Genomic DNA, 17,701 nt, shown 5'->3' with positions numbered 1-17,701 from the left:
GCCCGGCTCGCTCCGCCCGTAGTGCCTGCACCCAGCCGTGCAGCGCCACCCCGAGCGGTACGCCGGCCGCCTCCACGTCAGCGAGGCCACGGTGAATACGCACGTCGTCCGCATCCTCGCCAGGCTCCGCCTCCGGGACCGCGCCCAGGCGGTGATCGCGGCCTACGAGACGGGGTTGGTCACCCCTCAGCCCGGGGGGCGACGAGGCCGAACTCGTAGGCGAGGATCACGAGGTGGACCCGGTCACGCGCGTCGAGTTTGGTGAAGAGTCGCGCGAGGTGGGCCTTGGCGGTGGCCACGCTGATGGTGAGCTCCCCGGCGATCTCCGCGTTGGACAGGCCGCGGCCGACCAGGGTCAGGACCTCGCGCTCCCGGTCCGTGATGCCGCCCGCGGCCGCCCGCCGGGCTCCCGGGGATCCGCCCCGCCGGGCGCCAGGGGAAGGATCGGGCCGCGCCGCGAACTCCTCGATGAGACGGCGCGTGACGCTCGGCGCGATGAGGGCGTCCCCGGCGGCGACGACGCGGACCCCGTCGAGGATGGACTCCAGGGGCATGTCCTTGACGAGGAAGCCGCTCGCGCCGGCGCGGAGCGCACCGTAGACGTACTCGTCGTCGTCGAAGGTGGTGAGGATCAGCACGCGGGTCGCCACGCCCGTCGGCGACGACTCCGCATCGATCCGGCGGGTGGCCTCGATCCCGTCCGTTCCGGGCATCCGGATGTCCATGATGGCGACGTCCGGCCGCAGGCGGGCCACCAGCTCCACGGCATCGGCGCCGTTCCCTGCCTCCCCGACCACCTCCAGGTCGGGGGTGTCGGCGATGAGGACGCGCAGGCCCGTACGGATCAGCGGCTGGTCGTCGATCAGCACCACCCGGATCACCGTGCCGCCTCCACCGGTATCGGCAGCACGGCCGCCACGCGGAAACCGCCGTCCGGGAGCGGTCCGGCGCTGAACTCGCCGTGCAGCAGGCCGACTCGCTCCCGCATGCCGACGATGCCGTACCCGGAGCCCCCGGCGCTGCCCCCGCGGCCGCGGTCGAGCACGTCGACGGCCAGCTCGCCGCGGCGGTAGTCGACCGTCACGGTGCACTCCCGGGTGCCGGAGTGCCGCACCACGTTGGTGACCGCCTCCTGGACGATGCGGAAGGCCGCGAGGTCGACGTCCGAGGGCAGTTCGCGCCGCTCCCCCCGCCGGCGGACGTCGACCCGGACACCGGCGGCCGCGCTGCGCCCGACCAGGTGGCCGAGGGCGGCGAGGCCGGGGACCGGATCCAGCGGCGCCGACTCCTCCTCGCCCTTGCGCAGGGCGCCGAGCATCCGCCGCAGGCCGGCGAGGGTCTCCCTGCCGGTGGCCTCGATGGCGTCGAGCGCCTTGCGCGTCTCGGCGGGCTGGGTGTCCATGACCCGGCTGCCCACGCCGGCCTGGATGGTGATGATGCCGATGTTGTGGGCGACCATGTCGTGCAGTTCGCGGGCGATCCGCAGCCGTTCGGCGGTGACCGCCTGCCGCGTGGCCTGGGCGCGCACCGTGTCGGCGTGCGCCCGGTCCTGACGGATCGTGTTGCCGGTCAGCCAGGCGATGACGACGGTCGACGCGAGCCCGGCGGGCGCCGAGGGGTTGAAGAAGTTTCCGCGGGCCAGCTGCCAGGCCGCATAGCCCGCCAGTGTGGCGACGCAGAGCAGGGCGGCGGGCACCGAGACCCGCCGCGGGCGGGTCGCGGCGGTGTAGCCCACGGCCGCGTCGGCCAGCAGGAACAGGACGAAGGTCGTCTCCCGCACCGCCATCCCGAGCGCGAACACGGAGCCCGCGAGCGCGACGGCCACGGCCGCCAGGGGCGCCCGGACCAGCAGCAGCGCGCCCAGGGTCGTGACGACGGCGGTGACCAGGAGCGGGGCGTCCTCGATGTTGCCGTGGTACGAGACCAGGTGGCGGAGCTCGTTGGGCCGTTGCAGCATGCGTACGAGGATGAGAGCCACCCAGAAGGCACCCACCCACACACCCGGTGGCACGCGCCTGAGGAGAGGTGGACGAGGGGAGGCGGTCATCGATCGATCGTACCCGCGCCCGCTCGCCGGGGCATTGGCCCACGGGCTTAGTCCCCCGGGCCACCGGCGGGGCTCCGCAGTGTGAACCACCGGCCGACGCGCGGTCCGTACCCGTACCGGCAGCGTGGACCCCGTGATCGAATCGACTCGGCTGACCAAGCGGTACGGCGACACCGTCGCCGTCGACGACCTGACCTTCACCGTGGAACCGGGCCGGGTGACGGGCTTCCTCGGCCCCAACGGCGCCGGCAAGTCCACCACCTTGCGGATGATCCTGGGCCTGAACACGCCGACCGGCGGGACCGTCACCGTGGACGGGGTTCCCTTCGCCCGGCGCCCGCGCGGACTGCGCCACGTCGGCGCGCTGTTGGACGCCCAGGACGTGCACGGCGGTCGGAGCGCGCGGGCCCATCTGTCCGCCCTGGCCCGCGGCAACCGCATCCCACCGTCCCGTGTGGACGCGGTCCTGCGGGAAGTCGGGCTGACGAAGGCGGCGGGCCGCCGGATCGGCGGGTTCTCCCTCGGGATGAAGCAGCGCCTCGGCATCGCGGGCGCCCTGCTCGGTGATCCGCCGGTGCTGCTGTTCGACGAGCCCCTGAACGGCCTGGATCCCGAGGGCGTGTTGTGGGTGCGCGGGCTGTTCCGGCGGCTGGCGTCCGAGGGCCGCACCGTCCTGGTCTCCAGCCACATGATGGCCGAGATGGAGCACACCGCCGACCGGATCATCGTCATCGGCCGGGGCCGTCTGATCGCCGACGCGAGCCTGGCGGAGTTCTCGGCACGGCACGCCTCCCGGAGCGTGACGGTCAACACCCCCGACCCGGCGGCCCTGGAGGCCGTACTGGTCGCCGAGGGCGCGGCGGTGCGGCGGGAAGGCGGACCGGCCGTCAGCGTCACCGGCCTGACCGCGGCCCGGATCGGCGAACTCGCCCACCGGCACCGCATCGTGCTGCACGAACTGGCCACCCGCTCTTCGTCCTTGGAGTCGGCATTCATGTCCCTCACCGCCGACAGCGTCGAATACCTCGCAGGAGAACCCCGATGAGCACACCGGCTCCGTCCACCACACGGCAGTTCGAGCAGGCGGCCGGGCCTGCGGCGGCCGGCTTCACTGACCTGCTCGCCGCCGAGTGGATCAAGATGCGTTCGCTCAGGTCGACTTACTGGGTGCTCGTCCTCAGCGCCGTCGTCGCGATCGCGATCAACGTGAACGCAGTCCACTCCGACCTGCCGTACATCGACCAGCCGCATCCCCTGCTTCCCGGCGAACCTCCTTACCTGTACGACCCGTTGTTCCACGGCCTGAACGGCATCGCGGCCTCCGTCATGGCCTTGGCTGCGGCCTCCTTCGGGGCCATCACCGTCTTCGGCGAGTACGCGACCGGAATGATCCGCACCACGTTCGCCGCCGTCCCCGACCGGGGTGCGGTGATCACGGCCAAGGTGGCCCTGGTCGCGGCGGTCACGCTCCTGCTCGGCGCCGTCGTTTCCGTGGCCTCGTTCTTCACCATCAACGCGATGCTGGCCTCGCGCCACGTCGGGCTCTCGATCCACGACCCGGGCTGCCTGCGGGCCGTCACGGCCTACGCGCTGGTCGTCCCGGTGTGCGCCCTGATCGGCATGGCGTTCGGGGCCGTCCTGCGCCACGCCACGGCGTCGATCGTCGCGGTCGTGGGCATGCTCTTCATCCTGCCCCTGCTCTTCGGTGGCGACCGGTACCGCGCCCTGAAGGAGATCGGCAACCACCTGCCGCTCGCCGCCCAGGCCCGACTGACCCTCAACCCGGACTCCTACACCACCCTGGGTGCCCACCCGGGCACCGTCATCGGCTCCTGGATCGCCCTCGGAGCCTGGGCGCTCGCCTCGGTGATCGTCGCCGCGACGGCCGTCCGACGCCGGGACGTCTGAGGCCTACGGTTCGGCTCCGCCGGGGTGCTAGCGGGTGGCGAGGCGTTCCAGGAGGGTGGCGCTTCGGGCCAGTACCGTCCGTTCCTCATCGGTGAGTTCGGCCTCGATGGCCTGGGCGAGCCAGCCGGCCCGGCGGCCGCGCTCCGCTTCGAGTGCGGCCCGGCCCGCGTCCGACAGTTCGACCAGGGACTTGCGGCCGTCCGTGGGGTGCGCGCGGCGCGTGATCAGGTTCTGCTCCATGAGGAGTCCCACCGCCCGGGCCATCGACTGCGGGCGTACGCGCTGGTCGGCGGCGAGGTCGCTGGTGGTCATGGCGCCGTCGCGGTCCAGCGCGCCGAGCACGGCGACCTGGCCCAGCGGGATGCGGTCCTCGTGTTTGACGCGCCGGGTGAGCTTGCCCATTGCGGTGCGCAGTTCTGCGGCAATGGCGGCGGCTTCCGAGGTGGGCATGAGGCACCATACCCCGCTGGTCAGCCTTGGTGCGCGCGTGACCAGTACAGCAATGCTGTTCAGCAAAACTGAACAGCATTGCTGTAGGGTTTGGCCTTGTCGGGCTCAGCGCCAGCGCTGTCGCAGCCGGGGCCACGGCACGCGCAACGGGGAGGAACCACCCATGTCCACACAGGCAGTCGGATCCACCGAAAGCACCGACGCCACCATCGAGACCGTCACCGCCCGCCGGATCATCGACAGCCGGGGCAACCCGACGGTCGAGGTCGACGTCGTCCTGGCGGACGGGTCCCTGGGGCGGGCGGCCGTCCCCTCGGGCGCTTCCACCGGCGCCCGGGAGGCCGTGGAGCTGCGCGACGGGGACTCGACGCGCTGGCACGGCAAGGGCGTCGACCAGGCGGTGGCCCACGCCAACGGGGAGATCGCGGCGTCCGTGCGCGGCCGGGACGCGGCGGACCAGGCCGGCCTCGACGCCGCCCTGATCGCCCTCGACGGGACCGCCACGAAGTCGCGGCTCGGCGCCAACGCGATCCTCGGCGTCTCCCTCGCCGCCGCCAAGGCCGCCGCGGCGGCCCACCGCCAGCCCCTGTACCGCTACCTCGGCGGCGCCGACGCCCACCTCCTGCCGCTGCCGATGATGAACATCGTGAACGGCGGAGCCCACGCCGACAATCCGCTGGACTTCCAGGAGTTCATGATCGCGCCCGTGGGTGCGGACACCTTCGCCGAAGCCGTCCGCATGGGCAGCGAGGTCTTCCACACCCTGCGCCGCGACCTCCTGGCCGCCGGCCACTCCACCGGCGTCGGCGACGAGGGCGGCTTCGCGCCCGCACTGCGTACCGCCGAGGAAGCGCTCGACTTCGTGATGGCCGCCATCGAGCGCACCGGCTACCGCCCCGGCACCGACATCGGCCTGATCATGGACCCGGCGTCCTCCGAGTTCTTCCGCGACGGGGTCTACGACTACGCGGGCGAGGGAGTGCGCCGCACCCCCTCGGAGAACGTCGACTACCTGGTCAAGCTCATCGACTCCTACCCCATCCTCTCCATCGAGGACCCGATGGCGGAGAACGACTGGGACGGCTGGCGCGAGCTGACCGCCCGCGTCGGCGACCGCTGCCAGCTCACCGGTGACGACCTGTTCTGCACCAGCGAGGCGCTGCTGCACGAGGGCATCCGCACCGGCGCCGGCAACTCGATCCTGATCAAGGTCAACCAGATCGGCACCCTGACCGAAGCCCTGGCCGCCGTCGCCACGGCCCACCAGGCGGGCTGGACGGCCGTCATGTCGCACCGCTCGGGCGAGACGGAGGACACCACCATCGCGGATCTGGCGGTGGCGTCCGGCTGCGGTCAGATCAAGACCGGCTCGCTCTCCCGCTCCGACCGGACGGCCAAGTACACCGAGGTTTTCGTTATCGATTTGATGATGGTCTCGGGGGCCCTCTTCGGGGGCGGCTCCGCTTTGCTCCGGGCTTTTCGGTCTGGGCCCCCCACCTTTTTGTGGGGGGCCCTCGGGGGGGCTCAGCGGCTCAGTGGGCGTGCCCGTCGGCGTGCGAGGGGGCCGCGGGAGCGGGTTTCGCGGTGGGCGCTGCCCCGGGGGCGGGAGCTCCCGGGCCCGCCGGGGCAGTGACGGCGGGGGCGTGGTCGTCGGCCGCGGGCTCTTCGGCGGCGCCGTGGCTGTGGCCGCCTCCGGACGCGCCCTCCAGGAAGGCGGCGACTTCCCGCAGGCCGAGGAAGGCGAGGACCGCGGTGACGAGTACCGCCAGGCCGACGACGCCGAAGATCCGGCGCGCCGGGGTGTCCGCGTCCTTGATCACGTAGGCGACGAAGGAGACGACGAGTCCGGCGTCGGAACGGGGCAACATGTATCCGGCATTTCGCCGCCCGCTCGCGCGGCTCCCGTGGTTGCATCCTCATCGGAGGGTGCGTTGACCGGGACCTGGAGGAGGCTGGATGTCCGGCTCGGCTGACGACCCGGGGCGCAGGCGCGGCTCGGCGTTCCACCGCCCCAGGCGCGCGATGCGCAGGGATCTGGCCCAGCTCGTCTGCGCGGTCGCCGGGCTGGCCCTGGGGGTGCTGGTCCCCAGGCTCTCGCTGGGGCCTCAGGTGGACGCCGGACCCGTGGTGACGCTCCTGTTCACCCTCGGATTCGGTGTCATCAGCCTGGTGAGCATCATCTATTCGATGCTGTTCCTGGTCATCCAGTTCTCCGCCAGCACGTTCACCCCGCGCCTCGGCCTCTTCCGGGACGACCCGATCGTGTGGCGCACGTTCGCCTTCACCGTCGGCGTGTTCGTCTTCAGCATCACCTCGGGGCTGGCCGTCGGCGCCCGCAGGACGACCGTCTCGACCCTCGTTCCCGGCATCGCCATGGTGCTCACCCTGATCGCGCTCGCCCTCATGCGGTCGCTGCAGACGGGAGCGTTCCAATCGATCCAGCTCGGCCATTCCCTGACCGCGATCGGCACGCGGGCGCACCGGCTGTTCGACGACCTGTACGTACGGCCGTACGCCCCGAACACGGCAACCGGCCCGGACGCGGTCACGGCCCCGCCACCCCCGGCGGCCGGGACCACCGCCGTCCTGTGGTCCGGACCGGCGGTGGTGATCCAGCAGATCGACGTACGCACCCTGGTCGGCGCGGCAAGGGAGCGCGACTGCTCCGTCGCCTTCCTCGTCTCCCCGGGAACGACCGTGTCACGGGGCATGAAGCTGGCCGAGGTGACCGGCGGAGATGTGCCCGAGGCGGTTCTGTGCGGCGCTCTGGAGACCGGAGTCGAGCGCACCTTCGCCCAGGACCCCGACCTGCCCTTCAGGCTCCTCGCCGACATCGCTCTGCGCGCGCTCTCCCCGGCCGTGAACGACCCGGCCACGGCGGTGGAGAGCCTGGACCGCATCGAAGACCTGCTGACCCGCCTCGCCGACCGCGAGCTGAGCATCGGTCACTTCGCCGACGGGACCGGCCGGTTGCGGGTGACGGTCCCCGTGCCCGACTGGGATCGGTACCTGCGGACGGCCGTCGACGACCTCCTCTACGCCGCGGCCGGCTCCCCGATGGCGCTCCGCAGAATGCGCGACCTGCTGGGCAGGCTGGCGGAGCGGGCCCCGGAGAGCCGGCGCGGTCGCGTACGGGACCGGCTTCAGTGGGTCGACCGGGCCGGGCGCGAGAGGTACCCGCTCACCTGGCCGAGCGGGGCCTCACCCGGAGGTACGAGCCCCACCCCCCGTCGCGCGTGAAGAAGACCACCGCCGCCCCGCCGAGCACGGGCAGCGGCGCGAGCGCGACGAGCGAGCCCAAGACCGGCACGAGGCCCATGAGGACCAGGAGGGAGCCCGCCTCCGCCGTGTCCGTGCACTGAGCCGTGTCCGTGCACTGACGTGGGCCGTCCGGCGCACGGGCGTCCCGTGTGCCGGACGGCCTACGGGGATCAGGCGCGGGGCGAGAGGTCCGAACGCACCCGCCGGGCCGCTTCGACGAGGTGCTCCAGCGAGGCCCTCGTCTCGTTCCAGCCGCGGGTCTTCAGGCCGCAGTCGGGATTGGCCCAGAGGCGTTCGGCGGGGATCGCCGCGAGTCCCTTGCGCAGCAGGGCCGCCGCTTCACCGGCCGAGGGGACGCGGGGAGAGTGGATGTCCCAGACTCCGGGGCCGACCTCGCGCGGGTAGCCCGCGCCGGCGAGCTCGTCGGCGACCTGCATGTGGGAGCGGGCCGCCTCCAGGCTGATGACGTCGGCGTCGAGCTGCTCGATGGCCTCGACGATGTCCCCGAACTCCGCGTAGCACATGTGGGTGTGGATCTGGGTGTCCGGTCGGACGCCGCTGGTGGTGAGGCGGAAGGATTCCGTGGCCCACGCCAGGTAGTCGGCGTGGTCGGCGGCGCGCAGCGGCAGGGTTTCGCGCAGGGCGGGCTCGTCGACCTGGATGACCGACGTACCGGCCGCTTCCAGGTCGTCGACCTCGTCGCGCAGCGCGAGTCCGACCTGCCGCGCGGTCTCGCCGAGGGGCTGGTCGTCGCGTACGAAGGACCAGGCGAGCATGGTGACCGGGCCGGTGAGCATGCCCTTGACCGGCTTGGCCGTCTGCGCCTGGGCGTACGTGGTCCAGCGGACGGTCATCGGGTCGGGACGGGAGACGTCCCCGGCGAGGACCGGCGGGCGGACGTAGCGGGTGCCGTAGGACTGGACCCAGCCGTGCTGCGTGGCGAGGTATCCGGTGAGCTGCTCGGCGAAGTACTGGACCATGTCGCCCCGTTCGGGCTCGCCGTGCACGAGCACGTCGAGGCCCGTCTTCTCCTGGAAGGAGACGACCTCCCGGATCTCGGCCCGGATGCGCTCCTCGTAGGCCGCCGTGTCGATGCGTCCGGCGCGCAGGTCGGCGCGGGCGGTGCGCAGGTCCGTGGTCTGCGGGAAGGAGCCGATGGTGGTGGTGGGGAGCAGCGGCAGGCCGAGGTGGGCGCGCTGGGCGGCGGCCCGTTCGGCGTAGGGCTGGGCGCGGTGGCCGTCGGCCTCGGTGATCGCTGCGGTGCGGGCGCGGACGGCCGGATCGCGGGTGATCCGGGAGGCGGTACGGGAGGCCAGGTCGGCCCGGTTCGCGGCGAGTTCGGCCGCGATCGCGTCGGTGCCCCGGGCCAGTCCGCGGGCCAGCGTGCTGATCTCGGCGGTCTTCTGGCGGGCGAAGGCGAGCCAGCGCCGGACCTGCGGATCGGTGTCCCGCTCGGCGTCGGCGTCGAGCGGGACGTGCAGCAGGGAGCAGGACGCGGCCACGTCGACCCGGCCGGCGAGGCCGAGCAGGGTGCCGAGGGTGGTCAGCGACTTCTGGTGGTCGTTGATCCAGATGTTGCGGCCGTTGACCACGCCCGCGACCAGGCGCTTGCCGGGGATGCCGCCGACGGCGGCCAGGTCGTCGAGGTTGGCTGCGGCCCGGTCGGTGAAGTCGAGGGCGAGTCCCTCCACGGGCGCCTTCGCCAGGACGGGCAGGGCGTCGCCGAGCCGGTCGAAGTAGGAGGCGACGAGCAGTTTGGGACGCTCGGTGAGGCCGCCGAGCTCGCGGTAGGCGCGGGCCGCCGCGTTCAGCTCGGCCGGGGTGCGGTCCTGGACCAGGGCCGGTTCGTCGAGCTGGACCCATGCGGCGCCCGCCGCGCGCAGGTCTGCGAGGACCCGGGCGTAGACGGGGAGCAGACGGTCGAGCAGGGTGAGCGGCTCGAAGCCGGCGGCCACGCCGGGTGCGGGCTTGGCGAGGAGGAGGTAGGTCACCGGTCCGACCAGGACCGGTCGGGCCGTGTGTCCGAGGTCCAGGGCCTCCTTCAACTCCGCCACCTGACGGGCGGGTTCGGCGGTGAAGACGGTGTCGGGCCCGAGTTCGGGGACCAGGTAGTGGTAGTTGGTGTCGAACCACTTGGTCATCTCCAGCGGGGCCACGTCCTGGGTGCCGCGCGCCATCGCGAAGTAGCCGTCCAGGGCGTCCGCCGCGACGGCGGACCGGTGGCGGTCGGGGATCGCGCCGACCATGACCGTGGTGTCCAAGACGTGGTCGTAGTACGAGAAGTCGCCGGTCGGAACCTCGGTGATGCCGGCCCCGGCGAGCTGGGCCCAGTTGGTCCGGCGCAGGTCGCGGGCCGTGGCGCGGAGGGCATCGGCGGTGACGCGGCCCTTCCAGTAGCCCTCGATCGCCTTCTTCAGTTCCCGGTTCTGTCCCTGGCGGGGGTAGCCGTACACGGTGGCCCGTACGGGCGCGGCTGCGGACTCGGTGGTCACGGAACTCTCCTTCGCGAGCGTGTCTCCATGAACCCGGTGACGGGTCGCGGAGGCGAAGGGTGCCGGAACGGGCGGACCGCCGGGGTCGCGTACGGCTGGGGTACGCGACGGGAGGACCCGCCTGAGGTGCACGCCGACCCGCCCACGAGGTCACCGGGAAACCGTGCGCGGTCGATCGCGCACGGGCAACGGGCAGGTCTTCGGACTCGCGGGCTCGCCTGCCGGTTTCCCGGCGGGCACCTAATGGCCGTCGCTTCCCAGGACCGGTTCCGGTCCCAGTGCGTATGACGGCGGTCGTTCCCGCTCACCGCTGCGGGGCAGTCCCGGATTCCCACCGGGTTCCCTCTTACGACGCATCCCGCCTGGCGGACGGGGGCGAACCAGCTGCGAGGCCCACAGTAGGGCGGGCGGCCGGGGAACGGGCACGACTTCCCCCGTGTCGGACGGTGACATGGGACACGACGGGCCTCGGGCGGTGCTCCCCGGCTGCCGGGCTACTTCTCCCGCTCGTGGTACGTCTTGCGGGACGGCGGTGTCCACGTCGTCCGCGGCGACGGCCCGCTCCCCCTGCGCGCACAGCTCTTCGAGCGCGGCGACGGCCTCGGGGCCGGCGTGGGCGGCGGCCAGCCGGGCGGCTTCGGCCTCCAGGAGCGTACGGACCGTGAGGAGCCGGTCCGCCTCCTCCTCGGTCGGCTCGTGCACGAACGCCCCCTGGGCGGGCCGCAGATCGACCCACCCCTCGGTGCTCAGGCGCTGCAGCGCCTCGCGCACCGGCTGCCGGGACACCCCGAGATGTCCGGCGAGTTCGCTCTCGACGAGGTGCTGCCCCGGCTGGAGGGCGCGGGTGGTGATGAGCTCCAACAGGGCCCCGTAGACGCGGTCACGCAGCGGGCCGGGCCGTTCCTCGTGGCGCGGCGCGTTCATGGGCGGGGAACTCCTGGTCCGCGCGGTGACCCAGGGCCCGGCGGACGAGCGCCTGCCGGGCAACTTCCTCTCACCGTCTGGAAGTTCCCCACTCCCGAGGGGGCACAGCAGGCGGAGTCCGCCCTGCTCGCCCTGCAGAAGGAACAGCTGATACAGGTGCACGACGCCGCGGTCGTCACCTGGCGCGAAGATGCCAAGAAGCCGAAGACCCAGCAGCTGAACAGCCTCACGGGAGCCGGCGCGCTCTCCGGCACCTTCTGGGGCATGCTCTTCGGGCTCCTGTTCTTCGTGCCGCTGCTCGGCGCCGCCGTGGGTGCGGCGGCCGGGGCCATCGGCGGATCGCTGTCCGACGTCGGCATCGACGACCAGTTCATCGACGAGGTGAAGTCCGAGGTGAAGCCCGGGACTTCCGCACTGTTCCTGCTCTCCTCCGACGCCGTGGTCGAGCGGGTACGCGGCTCCTTCCCCGGCGGGCAGGCGCAGCTGATCCGTTCCAACCTCTCCGGCACGCAGGAGCAGCAGCTCCGCGAGGTCTTCGCGGCCTGAGAACCCGTTGCCCGAACCGGAAGGGGCCCGAGCAGTGAGCATTCCGCGGGCGGCAGGACCGGAGGACAAGACCGCGGCGGGCTTCGGGCCCCCTGGCTGCGTCGCTCCTTCGCCGTCCAGGTCGACTACAAGGACGCCTCCGGCAATGCGCTGGACACGGTCGTCGTCACCATCTCCGGCGTGCCTGCCGGCCAGCCCGAGGACGCGACCGCGCGCAGCACCCACAAGCTCTCGGGCGAGGTGCACGCCACCCTCGGCACCGCACTCAGGTACTGACCCGCTCGCCGCACGGACCCGGATTGGGCCCCTGAGCCGCTGTTGGCTCGCGACCGCCGAGGAGCAGGCCCAGACCCTGGCCGTACCGCACGAGATCCGCGACGAACTGCGCGATTTCAACCGGGACATGGACCGCCTGAACGCCCTGACCGAGGATCAGGTCAATTTGACGCGGAGCCAGGTGGATCTTGGCGGTCAGCCCGCCGCACGAGCGCCCGGGCCCGGCGCGGGCAGCGGCGGGAGGGCCGGTGCGGAGAGCCAGGCCGTGAACAGGTCCTCCAGCGGTCCCGTCGCGAAGCGCGCCGCGTGCGCGGTGAACCCGGCCGTGGTGACCACGCCGTGGCGGTTCACGGTGGCCCACTCCCGCAGCATGCGGAAGAACGGGCCGTCCCCCAGCGCGCAGCGGATCGCGTGCACGGCCAGGCCGCCGCGCTGGTAGAGGCGGTCGTCGAACATCAGCTTGCGTCCCGGGTCGGCCAGCAGGAGGTCCTGCGGCTGTCCGGACAGCAACCGGTGTGCGGCGGCCGCCAGTTCGTGCGCGGTGCGGCCGCCGGAGCGCTCCGACCAGAGCCATTCCGCATACTTCGCGAAGCCCTCGTTGAGCCAGATGTGCCGCCAGTCGGCGATGGTCACGCTGTTGCCGAACCACTGGTGCGCGAGCTCGTGGGCGATGAGCCGCTCGGAGCCCCGTACGCCGTCCACGTGGTTGGCGCCGAACAGGGAGAGCCCCTGCGCCTCCACCGGCACGTCCAGCTCCTCGTCGGCGACGACGACGGCGTACTCGCCGAAGGGATAGGGGCCGAACAACTCCTCGAACAGCTGCATCATGGCGGGCTGCCGCGCGAAGTCGCGGGAGAACCGGGGCAGCAGGTGCGCCGGTACGTGGGCGCTCTGCGGGACCCCGCCGAGCCCGGGGTCGCCGAGCAGCACCGTCTGGTACATGCCGATGGACAGGCCGACCAGGTAGGTGGAGGTCGGCGCCGGCTGCTCGTACACCCAGGTGGTCGTGGAGGCACGGGTCGTCCGCGTGAGCAGCCGGCCGCCGGCGACGACGGTGTAGGCGGAGGGCGTGTTGACGGAGATCTGGTACGAGGCCTTGTCCGCGGGCCGGTCGTTGCACGGGTACCAGGACGGCGCGCCGACCGGCTGGCTGGCCACCAGCGCGCCGTCGGTCAGTTCCTCCCAGCCGAGCCCGCCCCAGGGGCTGCGCACCGGTGTGGGGTTGCCCGCCCAGTGCACCTCCACGGTGAAGGCGGCGCCGGCGGGCAGCGGCTTGGGCGGCCGGATGCGGAGCTTGCCTCCGCGGTGGCTGTAGTGCGGAGCCCGGCCGTTCACCAGGACCCGGCCTATTTTGAACTCGGCCAGGTTGAGGTGGAACTCCGTGAGCGGCGCCCGCCCGGCGATCGCGCTGAGCCGGGCCGTCCCGGCGAGCCGGTTGGGGCCGGGACGGTACTCCAGAGCGAGTTCGTACCGGTGCACGCGGTAACGGTGGTCGCCGTTGGCCGGAAAGTACGGGTCCGATGCCGCTGTCTTCTGGCCGTTCACTGCCGCTTCCGCTCCCTGCGTTGTGCTCGTACGACGTGCTGGTGGTGCCGGGCCCGTCCTGTCGGACCCGCCCGTCAGGACCGCCACGCCTCGATCGGGTTGCCCAGCCAGCGGGTGTCGGCGGGAACGGATTCCCCGGCCATCACGAGGGAGGCGGGACCCAGTGTGCTGCGGGCCCCGACCGTGCTCCCGGGCAGGACGATTCCACCCGGGCCCAGGGTGGCGCCCTCACGCAGGACCACAGTATCCGTCCTCAAGATCCGGTCGTGGAAGAGGTGTGTCTGCAACACGCAGCCACGGTTCACGCTGACCGCGTCGCCGAGGACGACCAGGTCGGTCTCGGGCAGCCAGTAGCTCTCGCACCACACGCCCCGGCCGATCCGGGCACCGAGTCCGCGCAGCCACAGGGACAGCACGGGCGTACCGGGCACCGAGCCGACGAGCCAGGGCACGGCCAGGACCTCGACGAAGGTGTCGGCCAGTTCGTTGCGCCACACGAAGCCGCTCCAGAGCGGGTGCTCGCCCACCCGGTGGCGGCCCACCAGCAGCCACTTCGCGGCCGCCGCGACCACGCACGCGGCCAGCCCGGCGCCGAGCAGGACCGCCCCGGACGACAATGCGGTCACCCACACGCCCGGCCCGTCCGCCCCGGCCGGCGCGCAGAACGCGGCCACGGTCAGGACGCCGAGCGCGGCCGAGCAGAACACCGGGACGAGCCGGCACAGCTCGACCAGTCCGCGCGCCCACAGCAGCCGGGCGGGCGGATCGTACGTCCGGCTCTGGTCGGCGTCGGCGGCGGAGCGCGGCAGCCGTACCGGCGGCAGGCCGAGGTAGGAGCTGCCCTTCTTGGCCTTCTTCGGGGTGGCGGACAGCACGCCTACCAGCCCGTCGTCCGGCACGGAGCGGCCCGGCGCGGTCATTCCGGAGTTGCCGAGGAAGGCCCGGCGGCCGATCTCGGAGTGGCCGATCCGCAGCCAGCCGCCGCCCAGCTCGTAGGGGGCGGTCAGGGTGTCGTCGGCGAGGAACGCGCCCTCGCCGACGGTGGTGAGGCTCGGCAGTGCGAGCACCGTGGACACCTCGGCGCCCCGGCCGATCTTCATGCCGAGGAGCCGCAGCCACACCGGTGTGATCAGTCCGGCGTACAGGGGGAAGAGGGTTTCCCGGGAGAGGTCCATCAGCTGGGTGACCGTCCAGGCCTGCCAGCCGATCCTGCTGTGCGTCGGATGGGTTCCGGTGCGCAGCCCGAGGCTGAGGAGGCGTACGGAGACCAGGAGCAGGGCCGCGTACGCGAACCCGAAGGCGAGCGCCCCCGGCACCACGGCGAGCAGCGCTCCGGCCAGGGCCCGGCCGAGTCCGGCGTCGGCGGGCACGAACCGGCCGGCCACGAGGAGCGCGGGCAGGGCGGCGAGCACGGGCAGGGAGGTGAGGCAGAAGCCGGCCGCCCCGTAGGCGGCGCGCCAGGGCAGACCGCGCGGCGGGCGCTCCTTGGGCCAGTTCCGCTTGGCCTTGCCGAGTTTGCCGGCGGGGGCTCCGGCCCAGCGCTGGCCCGTCGGGATCTGGCCGACCACGGCGGAGCCGGGGGCCACCTCGGCCCGCTTGCCGACCCGGGCGCCGGGGAAGAGGATGCTGCGGGTGCCGACGACGGCGCCCGCACCGACCTTCACGGCGCCGATCTCCAGCCGGTCCCCGTCCAGCCAGTGGCCGGAGAGGTCCACCTCGGACTCCACGGCGCAGCCGCGGCCGAGCTTGAGCATGCCCGTGACGGGCGGCAGCGAGTGCAGGTCCACCTCGGGGCCGATCTTGGCGCCCAGGGCCCGTGCGTAGCGCTCCAGCCAGGAGCCGGTGAGCGAGGTCGCGCCGGAGTACTCGGCGAGCCGCTCGGCCGTCCACAGCCGCAGGTGAACGTTTCCGCCGCGCGGGTGACGCCCCGCCTTCACCCCGCGCAGCAGCAGCCGGGCGCCGCCGGCCGCGATCGCGAGGCGGCCGGGCGGGCTGAAGAGCAGTGCGGCTCCGGCGGCGACGAGCCACCAGGAGGCGGCCGGCGCCCACGGGTAGGCCCCGAACCAGTGCAGTACGTTGCCCAGGGCGAGCAGCGCCACCGTCCAGCGCAGGCCGATCAGGGTGAACAGCGGGAGCAGCAGCAGGGACTGGATGACCTTGGTCCGCAGCGGCACGGGTGCGATGGTCCGGACCGTGCCGTCGTCCTGTGCGGACTTCTCCAGGTGCCGGGCCAGCTTGCGCAGGGTGGGCTGCTGGTAGATGTCGACGACGGCCGCGCTCGGGTAGCGGGTGCGCAGCCGGGTGGTGAGCTGGGCGGCGGCGAGGCTGCTGCCGCCGATCGCGAAGAAGTCGTCGGCGGCGCCGGTGACGGCCACGCCCAGGGTCTCGCTCCACTGCTCGGCGAGCCAGGCCTCGGTCCCGTAGAGCTGCTCGGTGGGGCCGCTGGTCTCCAGTTCCGGGAGCGGCCAGGGCAGTGCGCCCCGGTCCACCTTGCCGGAGGTGCGGGTGGGCAGCTCCTCCACCGGTGCGAGCAGCGGTACGAGGGCTGCGGGCAGCTCGGAGCGCAGCCGGGTCACGGCCGCCGCGTGGTCCCAGCCGTCCTGGGTGACCAGGTAGCCGACGAGGAGCTGGTTGCCGCTGCGCGCCGTGCGGACGGCGGCGGCCGCGCCGGCGACCCCGGGCAGGGCTTGGAGGGCGGCGTCCACCTCGCCGAGCTCGATCCGGCGGCCGCCGAGCTTGATCTGCTCGTCTCCGCGGCCCAGGAAGACCAGCCCTGGGGGTTCCGCGCGGACGAGGTCGCCGCTGCGGTAGGCGCGCTCCCAGCCGAGCGATTCCAGCGGGGCGTACTTCTCCGCGTCCTTCTCGGGGTCGAGGTAGCGGGCCAGGCCGACGCCGCCGATGACGAGCTGGCCGCTGCCGCCCATGGGCACCGGTTCGCCGGATTCGTCGACGACGGCCAGTTCCCAGCCGTTCAGCGGGAGGCCGATCCGGATCGGTTCCTCGCCGGTCAGGAGGGAGGCGCAGGCGACGACGGTGGCTTCGGTGGGGCCGTAGGTGTTCCAGACCTCGCGGCCCTCGGTGACCAGGCGCTGGGTGAGCTCGGGCGGGCAGGCCTCGCCGCCGAAGATCAGCAGCCGGACCTCGTTGAGGGTCTCGGGCTCCCACAGGGCGGCCAGGGTCGGAACCGTGGAGACCACGGTGATCTCCTGCTCGGCCAGCCAGGGGCCGAGGTCGGCGCCGCTGCGGACCTGGGAGCGGGGGACGGGCACGAGGCAGGCGCCGTAGCGCCAGGCCAGCCACATCTCTTCGCAGGAGGCGTCGAAGGCCACGGACAGTCCGGCCATGACCCGGTCGCCGGGGCCGATCGGCTCCTCGGTGAGGAACAGCGCGGCCTCGGCGTCCACGAAGGCGGCGGCGCTGCGGTGGCTGACGGCCACGCCCTTGGGCTTGCCGGTGGAGCCGGAGGTGAAGATGATCCACGCGTCGTGTTCGGGGCCGGGGCGGGCGGCGGGAGCGCGGACCTCGGAAGGACCGGCGGACTTGCCTTGACCCGTGGCCTTGCCCTGGCCCGCATCCTTGCCCTGGCCCGCATCCTTGCCCGGCGCGACGACCTCGATGCGCTGGTCGGCGCCCAGCACGGCCCGTACTCCGGCCTCGCCGAAGACCAGGTCGGCCCGCTCGTCCGGGTCCTCGGCGTCCACGGGCACGTAGGCGGCGCCCGCCGCGAGGACGGCCAGGATGCCCGCGTACAGCTCGTTGGTCCCGGACGGCACGCGTACGCCGACCCGGTCGCCGAGCCCGACGCCGGCGGCCGCGAGGGCCCGGCGCCGGCGTTCCACCTCGGCGGCGAGCGCCCGGTAGGTCAGCCGGGTGGCTCCGTCGTCCAGGGCGAGCTCGTCGGGGTGGGCCCGTACGGAGGCTTCGAAAATGTCGACCAGGGTGCGCGTCGGGGCGGCGGGTCCGGCGGAGAACCGGGCCGATTTGCCGGACCCCTCGGGGCCCTGCCCGGCGTCGGGCACGTGCCCGTCGTCGAGCCCGGTCCCGTCGTCGAGCAGAGTGACTTCACCGTGCTCTGGTGTGGCTGCCATCGGCCCTCGCGTCGTGTTCCCGGAAGCCTCCGGGTCGCCGGGCGGAGCCCGGGTCTGCCCAGGTTGTTCCGGTCCAGCGCCAAACAACCCGCCAGTCTAGTGCGACATCGAGGATTTTCTGGTTCAAGCCTTGCGCATGGCCGGGAAGGGGCGGTAAAAGGCCC

Annotated in this window: 12 protein-coding genes, 2 pseudogenes and 1 riboswitch; of the genes and pseudogenes, 6 read left to right on the top strand and 8 right to left on the bottom strand. The window is 73.0% G+C overall.

Going from position 1 to position 17,701, the window contains the following annotated elements; genetic code table 11:
• Positions 1-37: 37 nt before the first annotated feature.
• Positions 38-265, top strand: coding sequence for a LuxR C-terminal-related transcriptional regulator (locus tag ACFVX6_RS37950; RefSeq protein ID WP_389699147.1), 228 nt, complete (start codon positions 38-40; stop codon positions 263-265).
• Here the strand turns inward: ACFVX6_RS37950 and ACFVX6_RS37945 are convergent.
• Positions 180-881, bottom strand: coding sequence for a response regulator (locus ACFVX6_RS37945; RefSeq protein ID WP_389699146.1), 702 nt, complete (start codon positions 879-881; stop codon positions 180-182). The two genes, ACFVX6_RS37950 and ACFVX6_RS37945, sit on opposite strands and share 86 nt — an antisense overlap.
• Entirely contained in the window at positions 878-1,957 is a 1,080-nt protein-coding gene (locus ACFVX6_RS37940; RefSeq protein ID WP_389699145.1) for a sensor histidine kinase, read from the bottom strand. The genes ACFVX6_RS37945 and ACFVX6_RS37940 overlap by 4 nt, the downstream gene beginning before the upstream one ends.
• A 223-nt stretch (positions 1,958-2,180) precedes the next feature.
• Here ACFVX6_RS37940 and ACFVX6_RS37935 point away from each other — a divergent pair, with 223 nt between their 5' ends.
• On the top strand, positions 2,181-3,092 hold the full coding sequence (locus ACFVX6_RS37935) for an ABC transporter ATP-binding protein (protein WP_389699144.1): 912 nt from the start codon (positions 2,181-2,183) through the stop codon (positions 3,090-3,092).
• A complete protein-coding gene (locus ACFVX6_RS37930; protein ID WP_389699143.1) occupies positions 3,089-3,955 on the top strand; it encodes an ABC transporter permease in 867 nt (288 codons plus the stop codon). Before ACFVX6_RS37935 ends, ACFVX6_RS37930 begins: the two co-directional genes overlap by 4 nt.
• 27 nt (positions 3,956-3,982) lie before the next feature.
• Here ACFVX6_RS37930 and ACFVX6_RS37925 read toward each other — a convergent pair whose 3' ends face one another.
• The gene (locus tag ACFVX6_RS37925; RefSeq protein WP_389699142.1) at positions 3,983-4,405 is read right to left on the bottom strand and encodes a MarR family winged helix-turn-helix transcriptional regulator; all 423 of its coding nucleotides are present in this window, start codon (positions 4,403-4,405) and stop codon (positions 3,983-3,985) included.
• Between the two features lie 163 nt (positions 4,406-4,568).
• Here ACFVX6_RS37925 and eno point away from each other — a divergent pair.
• A pseudogene (gene eno / locus ACFVX6_RS37920) lies at positions 4,569-5,879 on the top strand (phosphopyruvate hydratase); the annotation flags it as partial.
• Positions 5,880-5,937: 58 nt separating this feature from the next.
• Here eno and ACFVX6_RS37915 read toward each other — a convergent pair.
• Entirely contained in the window at positions 5,938-6,273 is a 336-nt protein-coding gene (locus ACFVX6_RS37915) for a hypothetical protein (RefSeq protein WP_389699141.1), read from the bottom strand.
• Between the two features lie 88 nt (positions 6,274-6,361).
• Between ACFVX6_RS37915 and ACFVX6_RS37910 the strand changes: the two genes are divergently transcribed.
• Positions 6,362-7,645, top strand: a complete 1,284-nt coding sequence (locus ACFVX6_RS37910; RefSeq protein WP_389699140.1) for a DUF2254 family protein — start codon at positions 6,362-6,364, stop codon at positions 7,643-7,645.
• A 191-nt stretch (positions 7,646-7,836) separates the two neighbouring features.
• Here the strand turns inward: ACFVX6_RS37910 and metE are convergent, their stop codons facing one another.
• Together metE and ACFVX6_RS37900 are read right to left on the bottom strand one after the other, a co-directional pair.
• Entirely contained in the window at positions 7,837-10,158 is a 2,322-nt protein-coding gene (gene metE, locus ACFVX6_RS37905) for a 5-methyltetrahydropteroyltriglutamate--homocysteine S-methyltransferase (protein ID WP_389699139.1), read from the bottom strand.
• Between the two features lie 173 nt (positions 10,159-10,331).
• A riboswitch (cobalamin riboswitch) is annotated at positions 10,332-10,558 on the bottom strand.
• Between the two features lie 77 nt (positions 10,559-10,635).
• Positions 10,636-11,082 (bottom strand): annotated as a pseudogene (locus ACFVX6_RS37900) (GntR family transcriptional regulator); the annotation flags it as partial.
• Between the two features lie 156 nt (positions 11,083-11,238).
• Here ACFVX6_RS37900 and ACFVX6_RS37895 point away from each other — a divergent pair.
• Entirely contained in the window at positions 11,239-11,628 is a 390-nt protein-coding gene (locus tag ACFVX6_RS37895; protein WP_389699148.1) for a DUF1269 domain-containing protein, read from the top strand.
• Positions 11,629-12,099: 471 nt separating this feature from the next.
• Here ACFVX6_RS37895 and ACFVX6_RS37890 read toward each other — a convergent pair whose 3' ends face one another.
• The gene (locus tag ACFVX6_RS37890) at positions 12,100-13,449 is read right to left on the bottom strand and encodes a M1 family metallopeptidase (RefSeq protein WP_389699138.1); all 1,350 of its coding nucleotides are present in this window, start codon (positions 13,447-13,449) and stop codon (positions 12,100-12,102) included.
• 74 nt (positions 13,450-13,523) lie between these two features.
• Complete coding sequence (locus ACFVX6_RS37885; protein WP_389699137.1) at positions 13,524-17,537, bottom strand: Pls/PosA family non-ribosomal peptide synthetase; 4,014 nt, start codon at positions 17,535-17,537, stop codon at positions 13,524-13,526.
• Positions 17,538-17,701: the final 164 nt, after the last annotated feature.

The sequence above is a fragment of the Streptomyces sp. NPDC058289 genome (genome assembly GCF_042880975.1).
Taxonomy (GTDB): domain Bacteria; phylum Actinomycetota; class Actinomycetes; order Streptomycetales; family Streptomycetaceae; genus Streptomyces; species Streptomyces stoeckheimensis.
This window is presented reverse-complemented; position numbering and strand designations above follow the sequence as displayed.